Here is a 14,374-nt window from a genome sequence, read left to right on the forward strand (position 1 = left end):
ATGTGGCTTTCGACAGGAGAAAACGGAACCGCAGCATCCCATACCTATTTATCAACGTCAACGACAATCTTGCCGTTCAGAAAGTTACTCTTCCAGCCACACGTCTTCATACCCTTCCCGGTCGAGAATGAACTTGGCGCCACTGGGCAAGGCCAGGTAATCGACCACCTGCGGCAGCAGTTCGTGCAGGTGTTCCGCATGCAGGGGTTGGTAAAAGCCGCTGGCATCGTCGTGCTCACCGCAATGGATGAACCAGCTGATGGTGCCGTTTTCCGGCAGCGCGATGCGCGTGCCGTAGATGGGCGACTGCGCCAGGCTGGCGATGGCCAGGGCCACCATGGGCTCGGGCGCTTGGGCCGGCAAGCCGAATTTGTCGCAGATGCGCCGTTGTGTTTCGCTGATCAGTTCAGTCATGGTGTTTCAGGATCCGATGTAGTGGTAGTGCAGGCGCAGCGCGCCGTCGTGGCCGGACATTTCCAGGTGCAAGGTCGCTTCGCCCGGCTTGCCGTCGGCCAGCAGCAGGCATTCCAGGCCCAGCGGTCCGGCGTCGGTGGCATACACATCGACGGCGGGACGGCCACCCTTGCCCGGCACGAAGGCTTGCGCCAGCGGCGCCAGGGACAATGTCTGGCTAGCCGCAAAATAACTGTCGAGCATCTCGATGATCTCGTCGGCCACGCCCGGCGACAAGCCCCAGTCGCGCTGCAGTGCAACAGGATCGCGCCCGTCCAGCGTCTGCACGAAGGCGGCGGCCTGCGCGTATGCCAGCTGCCGCAGGCTGTCTGTGATGGCCATTTCCATAGAGTACGTCGTGCCTTATCCATTCAACAGGCGCCATTATAGTGCGTCGCCGCGGGAATGCTCGATCCGTTTGCCATCAATAATTGAGCACCGTGCCGATTAATTAAAGTGCCGCGCTTATTATTTATCGCACTGCAATAACATAAATGGCTCGCGTGATATTTGGTGAGTATTTGAAAAATATAACCGCGGATACGATTGATTTTCAAGTTGACGCTTATTTATTCAGGCGCTAATATCGAATGGCCATATACCATGGCATACAGCGCAAGCAGTACTTAACCATCACAAGAGGATAGTACAATGCAAAACCAAACCAAATTGTTCGCATTCAAACTGGCTGAAAAACAGGTACAAAAACAGGAAGCGCCCGCCACCGCCTGGAAGGTGCGCGACGGCGTCGCCGTGGCCGGCTGCACCGCCGTTGGCACCCATGATCAATATCGCGACTCTTCGCGCCTCAAGCCCAACGACAGCGGCCAGTATTGCTGATACTCGGCACGTCATAACCCCCGCCCGGCGTGGGGGTTTCATATATTCCCCCATATTCAAATTGGCGCCGTGCGGCGCGGCTATTCCGCGCGCAATGCATATACAAACACCTTTCAATTAAAGTTTCCATTTTTAAAATAAGTATTTATCGGTAAAAATCGGAACACGACCATTAATAGAGGATCTCATGCACAAAGAAACCAAACTGTTCGCATTCAAACTGGCGGAAAAAAAGGAAGAAGAAAAGCCAGCGCATCCTGCACTCTGGAAAGTACGCGATGGCGTCGCCGTGGCCGGCTGCACGGCTGTCGACAGCGAGGAGCAATACCGCTATTCGCGTATCGGTTCGAGTGACGGCGGCGAGTTCTGCTGATACGTTCGCCAGCTGAAAGCCTTGCCACGGCAAGGCTTTTTCACCTTCCTTTACCGCAAGCCCACGACATGCACAAAAAGGTTTTGATTATCAGCCATAGCGGCGATCTGCACGCCGACCTGGTCGAAGCCATCCTCGCCGCCCGCGGCCATGCCCCCTTCCGTATCGACCTCGACGCCTTTCCCCGCGATTACCAGCTGTGCCAGCGCCTGCACGACGGCCGCGCCAGCGCGCGCCTGCGTCACTTGCCCGATGGCGACTGGCTTGACCTGCAGCAGGTGGGCGCCGTCTGGCTGCGCAAGGCGGCCGACTACGCCTACGCCAGCGCCGACCTGACGCCGCAGGAGCGCGCCTACGCGCAGCTGGAAACGGAACAAGCCATCTTCAGCGTACTGTACGGGCTCGATTGCTACTGGCTCAGCCATCCGCTGGCCCTGCGCGGCGCCCAATGGAAAGGCGAACAGCTTGCGCGGGCCGCGCGCATGGGCTTTCGCGTGCCCGCCACCGTGATCACCAACGTGCCCGACGACGTGCGCGCTTTCCGCGCTGCCATCAAAGGGCCCATCATTTTCAAGAGCATGTCGACGCCCAGCCTGGCCGCCGAAGCGGTCGAGGACGTTGACAGGGTCAGCGCCGGCATCGGCACCACCATCGTCGACGATGCCATGCTCGATAGCCTGGACGCCGTCAGCGAACTAAGCTGTCAGTTCCAGGAATATATCGCCAAGCAATACGAACTGCGGATCACCGTGATCGGCAAGCAATTGTTTGCCGCGCGCCTGTATTCCCAGGACGATGCGCGCACGGCCATCGACTCGCGCGACATGTCGGCCCCCATCCGCTATGAAGCATGCACCTTGCCAGCGGAAATACAGCAGCGCTGCCTCGCTTTCGTGCACAGCTACGGCCTCGAATATGGCGCGCTCGATCTCATCGTCACGCCCGGGGGTGAGTATGTTTTCCTGGAAAACAATCCTGTTGGTCAATTCTTGTATGTACAACAACTGGTGCCAGCCTTGCCCATGCTGGAAAGCGTGGCCGCAAGCCTGATCGAAGGAGCCGTATGCCGCAGCCAGACTTGAACCAGATTCCCGTCCGGCTGCGCGAACTGGAACAGGCGCGCGACAGCCGGGCCATCGTCCTGGCCGCCTCGCACCTGGACATGGAACTGCTCCCCGCCCTGTACGAGCTGTGCCAGGGCATCGGCCCTGTGGCGCGCCTCGACGTGGTGCTGCACGGCCGTGGCGGCATCGTCAACGCGGCGCGCCGCATCGCCATCCTGCTGCGCCAGCATGCGCGCCACCTGAGCTTTATCGTGCCCTTCCACTGCCAGTCGGCCGCCACCCTGCTGGCCCTGGGCGCGGACGAGATCATCGCGGGCGACCTGGCCCTGTTCTCACCCATCGACCCGCAGCTCGATGGCGCCGACGGCGGCTCGATGTCCAGCCTGGACATCAAGGTGTTCGGCGACATGGCGCAGCAGTGGTTTGGCGTCGATGCCAGCGAGGCGCGCCAGCAATCGCTGTCCCTGCTGTGCGGCAGCATCTTTCCCCCTTCCCTGACGGCCTTCTACCGCACCACCCTGGAGCTGGCGCAGATCGGCGAGGAATTACTGGCCTGGCAATTGCCCGATGCCACACAAGAGGCGCGGCGCGCCATCGTCGCGCAACTGGTGACGGGTTATCACTCGCACAACTATGCCTTGACGCGCGAAGAGCTTGCCCAGCTGGGCCTGAACATGGCGCGCGATATCCACGTCGAAAGGCTGGGCTGGGCCATCTCGACGCAATTGCAGGCAAGCATAGGCGGCGCCTTGCGCAGCGCGCCCGACGAGCCGTGGAACGATGCCCTGCTGGCGTCGCGCGACGGCGTGCAGCTGCGGCGCCAGCGGCCGGGCGGCTTCGCGCCCGTGTGGAGCGCACAATGCTGACGTCCGTGCTGGCCGCGTTACTGGCCGACATCGCGCGCTACTGTATCGCCTTGCTGCTGCTGGCGGCCAGCGTGGGCAAGCTGCGCAGCTACGCAGACTTTCGCGCCAACCTGGCCACCTCGTTCGGCATGCCGCCCACCGCAGCCCAATTCGCTGCGCCAGCCCTGGTGATGACAGAACTGCTGCTGGCCGGCTGGCTGCTGGCCGGCGGTACCCACACACCGATGCTGCTGTCGCTATTGCTGCTCAGCACGCTCACCGTCATATTGACTTACCGCTACTTCACGCACAGCGTGGTGCGCTGCAGCTGCTTTGGCGAAGCGGCACGGCCCGTGTCGCAGTACGACCTGCTGCGCAACATGCTGGCGGTCGGCATCAACGGCGCCTACTTTGCGCTGGCGCAGGAACCGGCCTTGCCCATCGCCACCTCCATATTGGCCGCCGGCCTGGCAGCCATCGTGTGCGTGGCCACGATTTCCCTGCACGAGATCGCCACGTTGGCAAAGGCAGACTGATGGATTCCACGACCTTGCAACTGGTGCTGGCGGCGCTGGCGTTTGCCCTCGCCGGCAATATCTGGCTCAGCCTGGCCGTGCTGCGCGCCAGCCGCCGCGAACGCATCGCGCCCACGGCGCTGGAGCCGGGCCAGCCCCTGCCTGCCGTGCAAGCCCGTCCGCTGGCTGGCGGCGCGCATTTCCAGCCGGGCGCCGGCGGCCAGGCAGCCGTGCTGCTGTTCCTGGCCAGCCGCTGTCCGAAATGCGGGGAAAAGCTGGCCGGCATCGAACAGTTGCTGCCGCTGGCGCGGGAGGCAGGCCTGGCCCTGTGGCTGATCAGCGAAGAGCCAGTCCGCCGCCTGCGCGCCTTTTTGCCCGGCAACACCTTGCGGGCGGCCACGGCACGGCTGACGCTGCGCGACTACCGGCGCGTGAATCCGCTAATGAGCTCGCCTTCCTATGTATTCGTCAATCACCAGGGCAGCGTGGAAGCTGCCGGCCTGATCGGCGATGAAGACTGGCTGGCCCTCGTCGAGCAACTGGCTGACGAGACGGCACAGGAGCGCGCCGCATGAGCCATCTGAATGTCGGCCCGCATCTTGAACGCCTGCGCCTGCTGTATCCCGTGCGCTGGCGCGTCGCCGCCGGCCTGGTGTGCATGGCCCTTACCGTGGGTGCGCAGCTGGCCTTTCCACAAGCCATCGCGTATTTCATCGACAACGTGGCGGAACTGACCCGGCGCGGCGTCACGCCGGGCATGGTGGCCGCCATGCTGGCCTTCAGCCTGCTGTATGCGCTGATCACGACCGCGCGCTTCTATTTGCTGCAATCGAGCGGCCACATGATCGTCATGGGGGTGCGCCGGCGCCTGTTTGACGTGGTGATCAACCAGCCCATCGCCTTCTTCGACAAGCACCATGGCGGCGAACTGAACAGCCGGCTCACGTCCGACGTGTCGGCCCTGCATGAAAGCTTGACCATCGGCGCGGCCAATGCCCTGCGCTCGCTATGCGTTTTTCTCGGCGGCATCGCCATGCTGCTGCATCTGTCACCCATGCTGAGCCTGCCGTTGGCCCTGTTCATCCCCATCAGCCTGTATCTCGGAAAGTTATCAGGCAGCAATTACCGGCAGCGTTCGCGGGCCATTTCCGCCACCCTGGCCGCCAGCGGCAAGGTGGCGCAGGAATACTTTGCCCATGCGCGCCTGGTGCAGGCGTTCAACCAGCAGGGTGGCGCCATGGCCCGCTATGCGCAAGCCATGCGGCAACTGCTGGAGGTGTCCCTGGCCGGCACGCGGCTGCTGGCCGTGTTCCAGGGCGCGCAAGGGCTGCTGGCTTTTGTTGCTCTGCTGACCACCCTGTGCTTCGGCGCCCACCTGATCGGCCAGGGCCGCTTGAGCGTGGGCGAGCTGACGGCCTTTGTCATCTATGCCAGCATGGTGACGGACACGGCCGGTTCCATCAGCGAATTCTGGAACACATGGATGCGCACCATGGGCTCGACCGACCGCATCTTCGAGATCCTGCGCAGCCACCGCGCCGTGCCCGAGGCGGCGCCGCAACCGCCGCTGGCCGGCCACATCGCGCTGCGCGACGCGCGCTTTTCGTATCCCGAGCGCACGCAGGTCACGGCCCTCGACGGCGTCAGCCTGTCGATACGGGCGGGCGAAAAAATTGCCCTGGTGGGCGCCTCGGGCGCGGGCAAGTCCACCATCGCCAGCCTGGTGCTGGGCCACTACCAGCTTGACGGGGGCAGCCTGCAATTCGACGGCATCGATGCGCACGTGCTGGGCGTGACGCAACTGCGGCGCCAGATGGCCGTGGTTGAACAGGAACCTGCCCTGTTTTCCGGCAGCATCGCGGACAATATCGCCTTTGCCGTGCCAGACCGCCAGGTGACGCGCGAAGAAATGCTGGCGGCGGCGCGTCTGGCGCATGCCCACGATTTTATTCAAGCTTTTCCTGACGGCTACGAGACCCTGGTGGGAGAACGGGGCGTGCAATTGTCCGGCGGACAGAAACAGCGCATCGCGATCGCCCGCGCCATCCTGCGCGCGCCGAAGATCCTCATCCTGGACGAAGCCACCAGCGCGCTCGACGCCGCCAGCGAACAGCAGGTGCAGCTCGCCCTCGATACCCTGATGCAGGGACGCACCACCATCATCATCGCCCACCGCTTTTCCACCATTGTGAAAGCGGACCGCATCATCGTCATGGACAAGGGCAGGATATGCCAGCAAGGCACGCACGCCGAGCTGCTGCGCGCGGGCGGCCAGTATGCGCGGCTGATGCAGCAGCAGCTGTCGCAATTCCAGCAGTTGCATGCTAGTGCGGCAACGCTGTAAGGCGGCAGCGTGCGCTGGCACTGTCCGACTTGCCTGAAAATCCGCTGCCGCGCCAGCCAAGTGGCGCGCGCAGCCAGATAAGCATGCGCACCCCGTTGTCTGGATCGGCATTCTGGGCGATAATTACGCCCATGAACGATACCACCACCTTACCCCCATTGCCCGATCGCCTGTCGATCGACCCTAGCAGCCCTTACCACGTTGCAGCCGTGTTCGAGAACGACGTCGGCATCCGCTTCAACGACAAGGAGCGTCTTGACGTGGAAGAATATTGCATCAGCGAACGCTGGATCAAGGTCGCTTCCACCAAATCCCTCGACCGCCGCGGCCGTCCGCTGCAGATCAAGCTGAAGGGCAAAGTCGAAGCGTTTTACCGTTAAGCAACACATTCAGTTGTCATCGAGGCCGATTTTCATCGGCCTTTTTTGCGTACGCCGCTTGTCTTTCAGGCATCGCAGATGACCAGCCCGGCCGCGGCCGCCAGCGGCAGCCACAGCATGGCATCCGCCAGTACCTCGTCCGGCGCTCTGCCGCTAGCCCGCGCCGCCTGCCCCGCGCACTGTGCCAGCCGCCCGCCGCCGGCCAGCGCCTGCAGACAATAAAACTGCCAGGGCTGCAATTCCTGCATGGCAAGCCGGTAATGCATGCGCGAAATGGCGACAAAGGCGGACCTGGCACCAGGCTGGGCCGGCACGGCGTCGCCGGGCGCGGCCTGCGCCTGTTGCCAGTAGTCGCACAGGGGGAAGGACAGGGCCAGCAGCCGCGTGCACGGCGCCAGGCGCCAGGCTGGTGCATTTCCCAATAGCAAGTCCAATCCGCACGGCAGCATGGGCGGCGCCAGCTTTTCCAGGCCGGGCGCCCTGCCCGCTTCGCTGCGCGCCCGCTCCAGCTGCGCCAGTTCGACGGGAAAGCGCAAGGCGGCGCCCTGCGCGCCGGCGGCATGCTGGCTGCCGGCGAGAAAATCGGCAAAGCCGGCGCCCAGGTCGTACAGGGTCGCGGATGCGGACGGGTGGCGCCAGACATAGGCGCGGGCAAAGAAGGCGAACAGCTCGTCACCCATGACCTTGCGCAACACGGGATAGTCGGCTTGCAGGCATTCGAGCAGGCGCTGCACATAGCCGTCCGCATGGATGTGCAGCGGCGCCGGTCCGCCCCGCGCCGGTTTCAGCACCTGCTCCTGCGTCAAGCCATGGCGCTCGCTGGCCAGCTGGACGCCGCGCGCCGCGCCGCCCGGCGCCGTCATCGCCGTCAGGAACCAGGCCTGCAATTGCGCCAGCGGTGCGCGGGCCTCGCCAGATTCGCCTGCTGCGGTGCTACGGGGCATGGGCCGCCTCCAGGTGAAAGCCCAGCGGCGCAGAGACGGCGCCCGCAGCGCCGGCCATGGCTGGCGATGCGTCGGCGAATTCTCCCCGCTCGGCCGCGCGCGCCTTGTCGAGCTCGGCCAGCAACTGCGGGTACGGGGGAATCTCCGCATCCCATTCCAGCAGGGCCGACACGCCGCCCGTCAGCTGCTGCGCCAGCGCGTACAGGCGCCACACGGCAGCCGGCACGGGGGCGTCATGGGTATCGATCAGCACGGCGCCGCACACGGTGGGGCCGGCCAGGTGGATCTGCACGATGTGCGCGTGCGGCAGCTGGCGGATGTAGTGGGCCGCGTCATAGCCGTGGTTATGCGCGCTGACGTGGACATTGTTGACGTCGAGCAAGAGTCCGCAGCCCGTGTCTTCGGCCAGGCGGCCCAGGAATTCCCATTCCGGCATGCTGGACTGGGCAAATTCCACGTAGCTGCTGGGGTTTTCCAGGACCAGCGGACGGCCCAGGAATTCCTGCACCTGCCGCACGCGCCCCGCCACGTGGCGCAGGCTGGCCTCCTCCAGCGGCAGCGGCAGCAAGTCGTGGCTGTTGAGCGAGGCGGCGCCCGTCCAGCACAGGTGGTCGGAAATCCACGCGGGCCGGATCTCCTCGGCCAGCTGGCGCAGCTTGCGCAGGTAGCCGAGATTGAGCGGATCGCTGCTGCCGATCGACAGCGAGACGCCATGCATGACGATGGGCACTTGCGCCGCCACCTGCTCCAGCACATGGCGCGCATAGCCGTGGTTGTCGATGAAGTTCTCGCTGATGATCTCGAACCAGTCCACCTGCGGCCCGTGGCGCAGGATGTGCGCATAGTGCGGCGGGCGCAGCCCCACGCCCAGGCCCAGGTTCGGCAAGCCCAGGCGTGGCGCCACCGCGTGCATGGCGTGCCGCATCAGGTCGACGGCGGCAAGGCCAGGCGCAGGTCGGTGGGCGGCGGCGGCGCTCCCACCGGCGTGCCGCGCGCCGCCATCACCTTGCCGTAGGCTTCCCAGGCCTTGTCGTAGACATTGTCGCCCAGCGCAAAGCTCATGGTCTGGCCCAGCGGAATGCTGCGGTGCTCGGGCGCGGGTCCGAAATCGTACAGGGTCATGGTGGCGGGCTCGGGCGGTTCCTTGCCCGTCGTGTTCGGATACAGCTGCGAGGCCGAAATCGGCACGGCGCAGCCGCCGAATCCGCCGCATTTGTTGTCGCTGGGCGCGCTGTAGACCTTATCGGGCTGCGGCGGCGGTGGCGGCACATAGCATGGCGTGCCCGGCGAGGCGGCAAGCTTGACCGAGTGGCCGCAGGACGAGCCGCCCGTGTCGGCCTGGGCAAAGCCGCAGCCGCCCTGGGCATGGCAGCCGTTGGAACCGCGGCAGGTGTGATAGACAGCCAGCGCAGCGCAGGTGGACGAGGCCTCGCCTTCCAGGTGCATGCCCTGGCAGGCGTGGTACAGCACGCTTTTCTCGGCCAGCGGCACGCCCGTCGCCAGGTTCGGCGCCTGGCCCAGCACGGCCCAGCAGATGGCCATGCGGTCGCCCGCGCCCACCATCGACGGATACGGGAAGTCCAGTTGCTGGTTCTGCCAGTACTTGTCCAGCACGGAAGTGATGCCGTAGATGGCGCCCGTGGCCACCGTGCTCAGCATCTCCAGGGTACCGCTGGCGTCCTTCAGGCGGTTCAGGGCACCCGCCACGGCCGCCGGCGCGGGGATATTCTGCGGCGCGCTGGCCGGGTTGTAGCGTTCGTTGGTCAGCATGGCCGCGCTCCACTGCTGACCCTGCTTGTGCCAGCTGGCCCAGGTAGTCACGGGCAGCATCGCCTTGACCTGGCCGAAACGCTCGTAGTGGTCGAACGGGGCGCTGTCGTGGCGCGCCTGCGCGTCGCGCGATTCGGCATCCTTGCCATTATTTGCGTAGGACGGATAATCGCACTTCAAGGCATCCAGGTCTTCGCGGTAGTCGGGCTGCACGGCCTTCAGGCGCAGTGCCGCATCGCGGCGGTAGCGCTGGATGGCCGCTTCGCTGCCCTCGCCCTGGTCCGTGATGGCCGCCATCATGTCGATGGCCTTGTTGAACGAGCCCGTCTGGCCGCCATCCTGGTCCTGCGGGCCGAAGCAGGTGTCGAATTTGGGAAATTCCGCCCGCGCATGGCCCTGGACCTGGCTGTTGAACATGTCCTGCTGCACCGAACCGTTGACGAACAGCTTTTGCCACAGGGTCTGGCCATCCGCATATTCGATGCTGATGTAGCGCGCATAGCATTCGTACATGTAGCCGATGGTGCCGAACAGGGGCAGATCATGCACGTGCTTGCCCGGCGTCCAGCCCACGAACGGTACCTCGGGGAAATATTTGGTGTGGTTGTGCTTGTCGAACTCGGCCAGCTGGGCGCGTGCCTGCTCCTCGGGTTGCTCGATGGCGAGGAACAGGTCGCACTGGTTGCTGTTCAGCTCTTCCAGGTTGACGCGCACGTGGCGGTAGCCAGACGTGTCCTGCAAGTCGACGATGTGCGGGATCACCGTGCAATCCTTGCCATAGCAGGTCCAGCCATGATCCTGCGATTGCAGCTCCGAGCCCGTGAAGCATGGCGCCGTGCCGATGGCCGTGGCCAGGTTGGCCGCCATCTGCAGGTGCAGCATTTCCTGGATGAAGACGCTGAAGATGATGTTGAAGGCCTTTTGCTCCTTCAGCTCGGGCCGGGCCGTGGTGCCCATGCCCGGCCACTGGCGGCCCTCATAGTAGGTGATGCCTTTCGAGTTGATCTGGTGCGTGCCGTGGATCGAGTACATGGTGGCCATGTACAGGGGAATGGTGAACAGCTCGACGCTGACGGCCGCCTGGGCGATGGCGCGCACGGCGGCCTTGTCGGTGTCCAGCATGTCGAGCGGGCGCCTGGTGATGGGGGCCTGGGTGCTTCCTAAAACGGGCATTTTCATTCTGTATCTCCACAGGAAGGATGCGTTTCGGATATCGGGCCGGTCCGCGCCATCTGCGTGCGCTGTTCACGGCAAGGAAATCATACGCCTGAGAAAGATACTTTTGCGGCAAGATTTATGCGCTGGCCGAGGGGCAATACCGTCAGCCCTGGGCCATGAAAATAGGCGTTTTCAGCGGCCATTCGATGACAATTGAATAGAATCGGCAAAACCTGCGCGTGTATAAGCGCCGCACCGGCAAGCGCCGGCGCGTGGCTTGCATGCTGATAGTCAGGCGCCGGGCGGCGGCTGGAAGGCGCAAAAACCGGGCCACTGGTCGCGGCTGTCGCACACTTTCAGGCAGCCTTTATCTTCCTTGAAGGTGGCGACGACCTTGATGGGGAAGCCATATTTTGGCGTGGTGGCCAGGAAGGCGGACGGGCAGCTTTGCTCGTTGCTGAAGCGGAAAGTGATTTCTTCGCGACGGCCCTTGCGCTCAAAACTCAGCATGAAGGTTTCATTGCTGTTCCACTGCGCCTTGCCCGGCACGCGGAAGCGGTAGCGCGGGCTGCCCTGTTGCTGGCCGTCAAGTTTCTGGCCGAAGACGCGGCTGCGGGCCGTGGCCGTCTCGACCTTGGCAACGGGATACACGACGGCAAAAATATACGTGCCGGCAAAACCCTGGTCGAAGCCGAGTCCCTTCTGGTAAAACGGCACGACGATGTGCGGCGCGCCCGCGTACTCCACGGTATTGCGGGCCGTCACGCTCGACGTCAGCTTGTCATCGGGCTCTTTGCCGAAGACCACGTCCAGTTCCACCAAGGCTTGTTGCTTGTCGATATCTTGCGCCAGATAATCCTTGGGGAACATTTCGCCATGCACGCAGCCGGCCAGCAGGGAGGCGGCGAGGCAGCCGGCGAGGAGTTTGGGTATTGTCATGGCTGTTTTCCTTCCGGCGGCGCGGAAATGAGGCCCAGCCCCGTCACCTGCAAGCCGTTCTTGCCCTGTTTCCATTGAAATTGCTGGCCGAACCAGGCCAGTTCCAGCTCGCGCCGGATGCGGTTCGAATCCGTGCGGCCCTGGCGCGCCTTGATGGCGGCGCCCGCCTGCTCGGCAGCAGCCTGCGACAAGGGCTTCAGCCACCGTTGATAGGTGTCGGGCGGCAAGGCCAGCACGCCTGCCACGCCGTCGTCGCGCGTGGCGACGACGACCTGCAAGCTGGTCAGCCTGCGGGTCAGATAGGCACCGCGCCGCCCGTCGGGCGAGACGGAGACCAGCATGGCGGGCGCGTAATCGCCCGTGACGATGCCCGGCACGTCAAACCACAGCAGCTCGCCCGTGTCCGTATCGAGCGCCCGGCCATCGCGGGCGAACAGCAGTATTTCGCTGCGGCCCGGCTGCGGCACGCCCCATTCGGGGTCGCGCTCCGTGCGCACCATGTCGTCGCGCTGCATGGGACTGACGGGGCGCATCAGCGGTTCGCCGTTCTGCACGCCGATCAATATCGTGCCCTGGCCCGTATAGCCCTTGGTAAAGGCCAGCAGCATGGGCTGGCCTTCGCGCCTGGCCTTGAGGGGACGCACTTCCACCACTTCGCGCGCGCCGCCGGGCCAATAGCCGTGCTTACGGAAAGACAAGTTGACGAGCGGGTCGTGGCGGTCGCGCGTGACGACAAAGTCGCCGTATTGCTGCATCACCGGCACGTATGGCGTTTGCGCCTGCGCGGCAGGCAGGACGGCGGCAAGCAAGCTGGCGGCGGCCGCCAGGCGGCATAAAGGTAGCAACAGAGGTAGGAACGGCATGGCATCCTGCAAGGGTCGCGCGGGGCGAAGAATCAGGATGATAAACGATTCCTCGTCAGCAACACTGTCCGATAGGAAACATCAACGGCGCTGGATTTCGATCAGTTCGATCTCGAACAGCTTGGGCCACAGCTTGCCCGTGACAAACAAGCGCTTGCCGCGCGCATCCCAGGCGATGCCGTTGAGCACGGCGTCGGGATTGGCCGTACCCCGCTGCGCGGGCGGCAGCAAGCCCGTCAGGTCGATCCAGCCGACGACCTTGCCGCTGGCCGGGTCGATGCGGGCGATCACGTCCGCGCCCCACACATTCGCGTACAGCTCGCCGTCGACCATTTCCAGTTCATTCAGGCGCTCGATGGGACGGCCTTCCGCCTTCACCTCGAAGCGGCGCACTTCGGCCAGGGTTTTCGGATTCAGCACGCGGATGGCGGAACTGCCGTCGCTCATGTAGACAAATTGGCTGTCGCTGGCCAGGCCCCAGCCTTCGCCCTGGTAGCTGAATGTGCGTTTCAGCTTGAACGTTTTCTGGTCAAACACATAACCGGTCTGCGACATCCACGTCAGGCCAAGGATTTCATCGCCCACGTCCGTGATGCCTTCGCCGAATACTTTTTTATCGAGCATGCTTTTCTGCAGCACCTTGCCCGTCGTCAATTCCACCTTGCGCAAGGAAGACTGGCCGTTCTGGCCCGTGCTTTCATACAGATGGCCATCCTTGAACAGCAAGCCCTGGGTAAACGCCTTGGGGTCGTGCGGATAGGTATTCTTGACGAAATAGCCATACACGGGAATGGCGGCCTGGGCATAACCCATCTCGCTCATCAGGCCGACGGTGCACAACAATCCCAGCAGCAGCGAGCCTGCCGTGCGTTTCAGACTTGTTTTACCGATATTTTTCATATTCTTGGCGGTGGTTGGCGAGCGCCTATTGTAATCGCCCGGGCTGCGCCATGCGCGCCCTGACGAGCTCCAGCCAGGCGCGGGCAGCGAAAGACAGCCGACCGCCGCGGCGCCAGGCCAGCATCAGATTCCATTCCACGGGCGGACCGGCCAGGGGAATCACGGCAAACTGCGCTGGCTCGAGCGTGTCGCAATACATCTTCGGCAACAGGCAGATGCCCACGCCCAGGCGGACCAGCGAGGCGATGAAATCCCACTGGCCGCTGCGGCCCGTGATGCGCGGGGCGAAACCGGCCCGCTGGCAGGCATCGAGCACGATGTCATTCAAGGCGAAGGCGGCACCGTAAAAGATGAAGGGACTGTCGGCCAGCTCGGCCAGGGCCACGGAAGAGCGTCCCTGCCACGGCGAACCGGGCGCGGCCAGCAGGCACAGCGGCGAGCGCACGAGGGGCAATGCCTCGAAATCCTGCCACGTGGCCGCGTTGCCCGGGTAATCGAGCATGGTGCCCAGCTCCACCATGCCGGTGCGCAAGTCGCGCTCGATGGCTTGCGTGCCGCTTTCATACATTTTCAGCTCGATGCCCGGATAGCGCTGGTGGTACTCGGCCAGCCACGGCGCCAGGGTGGAATGCGTCTGCGGCGACACGCCGACCCGCAACTCGCCCCGCTCCAGCTCTTGCAGGTCGCGCAATTCCACCTTCAGTTCCGCGTGCAGGGCCAGCAATGTATGCGCGCGCGCCAGCACCACCTTGCCCGCGTCCGTCAGGGTAAAACGTTTACCGGCGCGGTCCAGCAAGGCCAGGTCCAGCGACTGTTCCAGCTGTTGGACCATCTTGCTGACGGTGGGCTGCGTCACGTGCAGCCTGGCGGCCGCCCGCGTAAAACTGTTCTGTTCCACCACTTCGACGAAGTAGCGCAGGGAGCGGATATCCATGATGCATTCCAATATCGAATGATAATCATAAGTTTAAGTCATTTTATCTTTT

17 protein-coding genes are annotated in these 14,374 nt (G+C 64.0%); 8 read left to right on the top strand and 9 right to left on the bottom strand.

Translation table 11 applies throughout. From position 1 onward, the window contains the following. Positions 1 to 84 precede the first annotated feature (84 nt). The gene (locus JAB1_RS09525; RefSeq protein ID WP_070279608.1) at positions 85 to 414 is read right to left on the bottom strand and encodes a hypothetical protein; all 330 of its coding nucleotides are present in this window, start codon (positions 412 to 414) and stop codon (positions 85 to 87) included. Between the two features lie 6 nt (positions 415 to 420). Next, a complete protein-coding gene (locus JAB1_RS09530; protein WP_052140544.1) occupies positions 421 to 801 on the bottom strand; it encodes a hypothetical protein in 381 nt (126 codons plus the stop codon). Positions 802 to 1,104: 303 nt separating this feature from the next. Between JAB1_RS09530 and JAB1_RS09535 the strand changes: the two genes are divergently transcribed. The 8 genes from JAB1_RS09535 (at position 1,105) to JAB1_RS09570 (ending at position 6,814) form a co-directional block, all read left to right on the top strand. Continuing rightward, entirely contained in the window at positions 1,105 to 1,293 is a 189-nt protein-coding gene (locus tag JAB1_RS09535; protein ID WP_034786916.1) for a hypothetical protein, read from the top strand. 187 nt (positions 1,294 to 1,480) lie between these two features. After that, positions 1,481 to 1,666: a hypothetical protein gene (locus tag JAB1_RS09540; RefSeq protein ID WP_034786919.1), complete on the top strand. Its 186-nt coding sequence runs from the start codon at positions 1,481 to 1,483 to the stop codon at positions 1,664 to 1,666. A gap of 68 nt (positions 1,667 to 1,734) precedes the next feature. Further along, positions 1,735 to 2,748, top strand: coding sequence for an MvdC/MvdD family ATP grasp protein (locus JAB1_RS09545; RefSeq protein WP_070279609.1), 1,014 nt, complete (start codon positions 1,735 to 1,737; stop codon positions 2,746 to 2,748). Next, positions 2,730 to 3,596 carry a hypothetical protein gene (locus JAB1_RS09550; RefSeq protein WP_070279610.1) on the top strand — a complete coding sequence of 289 codons (867 nt, stop codon included), beginning with the start codon at positions 2,730 to 2,732 and terminating at the stop codon, positions 3,594 to 3,596. The genes JAB1_RS09545 and JAB1_RS09550 overlap by 19 nt, the downstream gene beginning before the upstream one ends. Then, the gene (locus JAB1_RS09555; protein WP_070279611.1) at positions 3,590 to 4,111 is read left to right on the top strand and encodes a MauE/DoxX family redox-associated membrane protein; all 522 of its coding nucleotides are present in this window, start codon (positions 3,590 to 3,592) and stop codon (positions 4,109 to 4,111) included. Before JAB1_RS09550 ends, JAB1_RS09555 begins: the two co-directional genes overlap by 7 nt. After that, positions 4,111 to 4,665, top strand: coding sequence for a redoxin domain-containing protein (locus JAB1_RS09560; protein ID WP_070279612.1), 555 nt, complete (start codon positions 4,111 to 4,113; stop codon positions 4,663 to 4,665). Before JAB1_RS09555 ends, JAB1_RS09560 begins: the two co-directional genes overlap by 1 nt. After that, positions 4,662 to 6,434, top strand: a complete 1,773-nt coding sequence (locus JAB1_RS09565) for an ABC transporter transmembrane domain-containing protein (protein WP_070279613.1) — start codon at positions 4,662 to 4,664, stop codon at positions 6,432 to 6,434. The genes JAB1_RS09560 and JAB1_RS09565 overlap by 4 nt, the downstream gene beginning before the upstream one ends. Before the next feature lie 131 nt (positions 6,435 to 6,565). After that, positions 6,566 to 6,814 carry a DUF3297 family protein gene (locus tag JAB1_RS09570; RefSeq protein WP_010398340.1) on the top strand — a complete coding sequence of 83 codons (249 nt, stop codon included), beginning with the start codon at positions 6,566 to 6,568 and terminating at the stop codon, positions 6,812 to 6,814. Positions 6,815 to 6,879: 65 nt separating this feature from the next. Here JAB1_RS09570 and JAB1_RS09575 read toward each other — a convergent pair whose 3' ends face one another. From JAB1_RS09575 to JAB1_RS09605, 7 genes are all read right to left on the bottom strand, one after another. Continuing rightward, positions 6,880 to 7,758: a DNA-binding domain-containing protein gene (locus JAB1_RS09575; RefSeq protein WP_071653322.1), complete on the bottom strand. Its 879-nt coding sequence runs from the start codon at positions 7,756 to 7,758 to the stop codon at positions 6,880 to 6,882. Next, positions 7,748 to 8,671, bottom strand: coding sequence for a DUF692 domain-containing protein (locus tag JAB1_RS09580; protein WP_083299679.1), 924 nt, complete (start codon positions 8,669 to 8,671; stop codon positions 7,748 to 7,750). The genes JAB1_RS09575 and JAB1_RS09580 overlap by 11 nt, the downstream gene beginning before the upstream one ends. An 11-nt stretch (positions 8,672 to 8,682) precedes the next feature. Beyond that, positions 8,683 to 10,707, bottom strand: a complete 2,025-nt coding sequence (locus tag JAB1_RS09585; protein ID WP_070279615.1) for a ferritin-like domain-containing protein — start codon at positions 10,705 to 10,707, stop codon at positions 8,683 to 8,685. 270 nt (positions 10,708 to 10,977) lie between these two features. Further along, positions 10,978 to 11,625 carry a hypothetical protein gene (locus JAB1_RS09590; RefSeq protein WP_070279616.1) on the bottom strand — a complete coding sequence of 216 codons (648 nt, stop codon included), beginning with the start codon at positions 11,623 to 11,625 and terminating at the stop codon, positions 10,978 to 10,980. Further along, positions 11,622 to 12,488, bottom strand: a complete 867-nt coding sequence (locus tag JAB1_RS09595) for a hypothetical protein (RefSeq protein WP_217494278.1) — start codon at positions 12,486 to 12,488, stop codon at positions 11,622 to 11,624. Before JAB1_RS09595 ends, JAB1_RS09590 begins: the two co-directional genes overlap by 4 nt. Before the next feature lie 81 nt (positions 12,489 to 12,569). Continuing rightward, complete coding sequence (locus JAB1_RS09600) at positions 12,570 to 13,388, bottom strand: glutaminyl-peptide cyclotransferase (protein ID WP_217494279.1); 819 nt, start codon at positions 13,386 to 13,388, stop codon at positions 12,570 to 12,572. A gap of 25 nt (positions 13,389 to 13,413) precedes the next feature. Beyond that, positions 13,414 to 14,322, bottom strand: coding sequence for a LysR family transcriptional regulator (locus tag JAB1_RS09605; protein ID WP_070279617.1), 909 nt, complete (start codon positions 14,320 to 14,322; stop codon positions 13,414 to 13,416). Positions 14,323 to 14,374: the final 52 nt, after the last annotated feature.

This window comes from Janthinobacterium sp. MP5059B, from assembly GCF_001758645.1.
In the GTDB taxonomy this organism is placed as follows: Bacteria; Pseudomonadota; Gammaproteobacteria; order Burkholderiales; family Burkholderiaceae_D; genus Janthinobacterium; species Janthinobacterium lividum.

Excerpts from the sequence above, each read along its gene's own strand:
- JAB1_RS09525 (WP_070279608.1), bottom strand. The coding sequence starts at position 414 with ATGACTGAACTGATCAGCGAAACACAACGGCGCATCTGCGACAAATTC.
- JAB1_RS09600 (WP_217494279.1), bottom strand. The coding sequence starts at position 13,388 with ATGAAAAATATCGGTAAAACAAGTCTGAAACGCACGGCAGGCTCGCTG.
- JAB1_RS09570 (WP_010398340.1), top strand. The coding sequence starts at position 6,566 with ATGAACGATACCACCACCTTACCCCCATTGCCCGATCGCCTGTCGATC.
- JAB1_RS09565 (WP_070279613.1), top strand. The coding sequence starts at position 4,662 with ATGAGCCATCTGAATGTCGGCCCGCATCTTGAACGCCTGCGCCTGCTG.
- JAB1_RS09580 (WP_083299679.1), bottom strand. The coding sequence starts at position 8,671 with ATGCACGCGGTGGCGCCACGCCTGGGCTTGCCGAACCTGGGCCTGGGC.
- JAB1_RS09550 (WP_070279610.1), top strand. The coding sequence starts at position 2,730 with ATGCCGCAGCCAGACTTGAACCAGATTCCCGTCCGGCTGCGCGAACTG.
- JAB1_RS09595 (WP_217494278.1), bottom strand. The coding sequence starts at position 12,488 with ATGCCGTTCCTACCTCTGTTGCTACCTTTATGCCGCCTGGCGGCCGCC.
- JAB1_RS09560 (WP_070279612.1), top strand. The coding sequence starts at position 4,111 with ATGGATTCCACGACCTTGCAACTGGTGCTGGCGGCGCTGGCGTTTGCC.
- JAB1_RS09605 (WP_070279617.1), bottom strand. The coding sequence starts at position 14,322 with ATGGATATCCGCTCCCTGCGCTACTTCGTCGAAGTGGTGGAACAGAAC.
- JAB1_RS09540 (WP_034786919.1), top strand. The coding sequence starts at position 1,481 with ATGCACAAAGAAACCAAACTGTTCGCATTCAAACTGGCGGAAAAAAAG.
- JAB1_RS09545 (WP_070279609.1), top strand. The coding sequence starts at position 1,735 with ATGCACAAAAAGGTTTTGATTATCAGCCATAGCGGCGATCTGCACGCC.
- JAB1_RS09530 (WP_052140544.1), bottom strand. The coding sequence starts at position 801 with ATGGAAATGGCCATCACAGACAGCCTGCGGCAGCTGGCATACGCGCAG.
- JAB1_RS09555 (WP_070279611.1), top strand. The coding sequence starts at position 3,590 with ATGCTGACGTCCGTGCTGGCCGCGTTACTGGCCGACATCGCGCGCTAC.
- JAB1_RS09585 (WP_070279615.1), bottom strand. The coding sequence starts at position 10,707 with ATGAAAATGCCCGTTTTAGGAAGCACCCAGGCCCCCATCACCAGGCGC.
- JAB1_RS09575 (WP_071653322.1), bottom strand. The coding sequence starts at position 7,758 with ATGCCCCGTAGCACCGCAGCAGGCGAATCTGGCGAGGCCCGCGCACCG.
- JAB1_RS09590 (WP_070279616.1), bottom strand. The coding sequence starts at position 11,625 with ATGACAATACCCAAACTCCTCGCCGGCTGCCTCGCCGCCTCCCTGCTG.
- JAB1_RS09535 (WP_034786916.1), top strand. The coding sequence starts at position 1,105 with ATGCAAAACCAAACCAAATTGTTCGCATTCAAACTGGCTGAAAAACAG.